The 2,065-nt window shown below is 40.3% G+C and carries 1 protein-coding gene; it reads left to right on the top strand.

Annotated elements, in window-relative coordinates; translation table 11 throughout:
• Positions 1-220: 220 nt before the first annotated feature.
• Positions 221-1,513, top strand: a complete 1,293-nt coding sequence (locus tag BM308_RS13085) for an IS110 family RNA-guided transposase (protein WP_074945821.1) — start codon at positions 221-223, stop codon at positions 1,511-1,513.
• Positions 1,514-2,065: the final 552 nt, after the last annotated feature.

Genomic DNA, 2,065 nt, shown 5'->3' with positions numbered 1-2,065 from the left:
CTTTAATTGAAGCAGACAGGCCCAAAGGGCGGTTATCATAAGCCCTGATATAGAGATGGTCATAAACTGACGATTAACCAAAAGAGAGCACTCTTATGAATAGAAAAAGGGTGATCTCTTTTCTTTTATAATCAGCAATATCAAAAAAACAAAAGCCTTTTAAGGCGATGCGTCATCAGCCCGGGGCTGAGCGCAAGATGATTATAAAAGGAGTACAAAGATGACCACCCACAGCTATTCTACAAGTCCACGAGCCATTGTTGCAAGTCTAAACGAGACAATAAATCAAAATAATTCAGACTCTGCTGTATCTGTAAACATCAACATCGGCAGAACCATTACACTTATTGATGGTCTCAAGCCAATGGGCATTGATCTCGCCGCAAGGAAATATCAGATTTGCTATCAGGACAGTATGGGTAGACTGATAAACAGAGAAGTCTGCAAATCTGAGTTAAGACAGTTTCTAATCAATGCTGAGGATAAATACTTAATCTGTATTGAAGCCTGTTCAGGGGCTTCATACTGGTCAAGATTTGCACTGGCTTATGGACATACAGTAAAGGTTGTATCAGGTAAAGCAACCAGAGCATTAAGCTGGCTAGGTAATAAAGATGACTTTAATGATGCCTACAGTCTATATCAGTTGCTGTTTATGCCGGGGTTAACCTCATGCCAGATACGAACTGAGGCGGAGCTTGCTATGAGTGCACTTATCAGTGAGAAAGAAGCTCTTATAAAGAATCTGAATGAACAGACCAATAAGACGAGAAGTTTTCTCCTAGAAACAGGTGAATACGATGATGTCGTCAGAGGTGGTCCATCAGCAGTATATGCAATTGACCGCTACCTGAACAATCACCAGAGCGATTACTCAGAGCACAGGTATTCCATACGTTGTTTTGAAGTATTAAAGGAAACGATTGTATTCCTCTCAAAGAGGATTGATGAGATAAATGAACTTATCTGTGAATATGCTCAGCATAATGAAAAGGCAAAACTGCTGATGACTATTCCCGGAATAGGCGCAGAAACTGCAGTTCCGATTGCCATAGGCGCAAAAGACATAAGCAGATTTGACAGTGCCCGTCAGTTTCAGGCGTTCTTTGGTTACCATACCTGTCATTCTGGCTCAGGTGGCAAGGTGGTTATGGGAAAGATGGCATCAAATGGGGATAGAGCTGTAAAAAGAAATCTGTATGAAAGTGCTCTGTCTGTTTACCATCAGGGAAAGAGTAATAATGAGCCTCGTTCAGAATGGATTGCAGCCAAGGCAGAACAAAACAAGGCTGCCTTTAAGAAAGGAATGATTTGTATAGGCAGCAAAATCCTCAGAACCTCCTATGGAGTACTCAAATCAGGCAAACCATACAATCCTGCTGTTGATAACAGTTTAGGCAGGATGAAAGCCAGACTTAACAGAAGAAGCAATCCTAAATACAGAGAACAGGGATTGGATGCAGTACTGCAGAGTCAGTATGAGCAGGAGCTAAGTTTAACTGCTTTAGATTGACTACCTATTATTTAAAAGATTTCTAAAAACAATTTAACAACAAACAAATCCTGATTTACAAAGCTACACGAAACCTTTACTCCGACACGCATGGCAAATGATAGACCTTAAGAGTCTTAAAAAGAGAATTTAGCGGTGGAGTTTCAAAAAGAATGATTGATCTCAAGATAGAGAAACAGCTCGACTCATGATTATAGAAGTTTCATTTGTAGGTAGAATAACCGAAAAGTCACTGGCCAGGTAATTAAGGATGAGTTACAGAATAAGGACGAACTATAGCCAAAAAGTGATCCTGCCCTAGGGCAACTGCTCCTGTCCGAAGGTATAATTGGATTAGCTTCCAATATATTTTTATTGTCTGAAAAGAAATCAAAATCAGGCAGACAATGCCTGATTTAACAATGAGTTACGATTGAAGTTCCGCAATGGACAGCGCCAGTCAAAAAGTTTTACAGAATGATTGACATCCGAGGTGTCACCATATAGCCTGTGGAGCTGACGGCTCTGTTATCTGATTTAGAAATAAATGGGATAGCAACCAGCAGTGTTGAA

This window comes from Succinivibrio dextrinosolvens, from assembly GCF_900116345.1.
GTDB lineage: Bacteria > Pseudomonadota > Gammaproteobacteria > Enterobacterales > Succinivibrionaceae > Succinivibrio > Succinivibrio dextrinosolvens_B.
The sequence above is the reverse complement of the archived record's forward strand: the minus strand, read 5'-3'. Positions and strand labels throughout refer to the sequence as shown.

Bases quoted from the DNA above. Each gene is read 5' to 3' on its own strand.
- BM308_RS13085 (WP_074945821.1), top strand. From the start codon at position 221: ATGACCACCCACAGCTATTCTACAAGTCCACGAGCCATTGTTGCAAGT.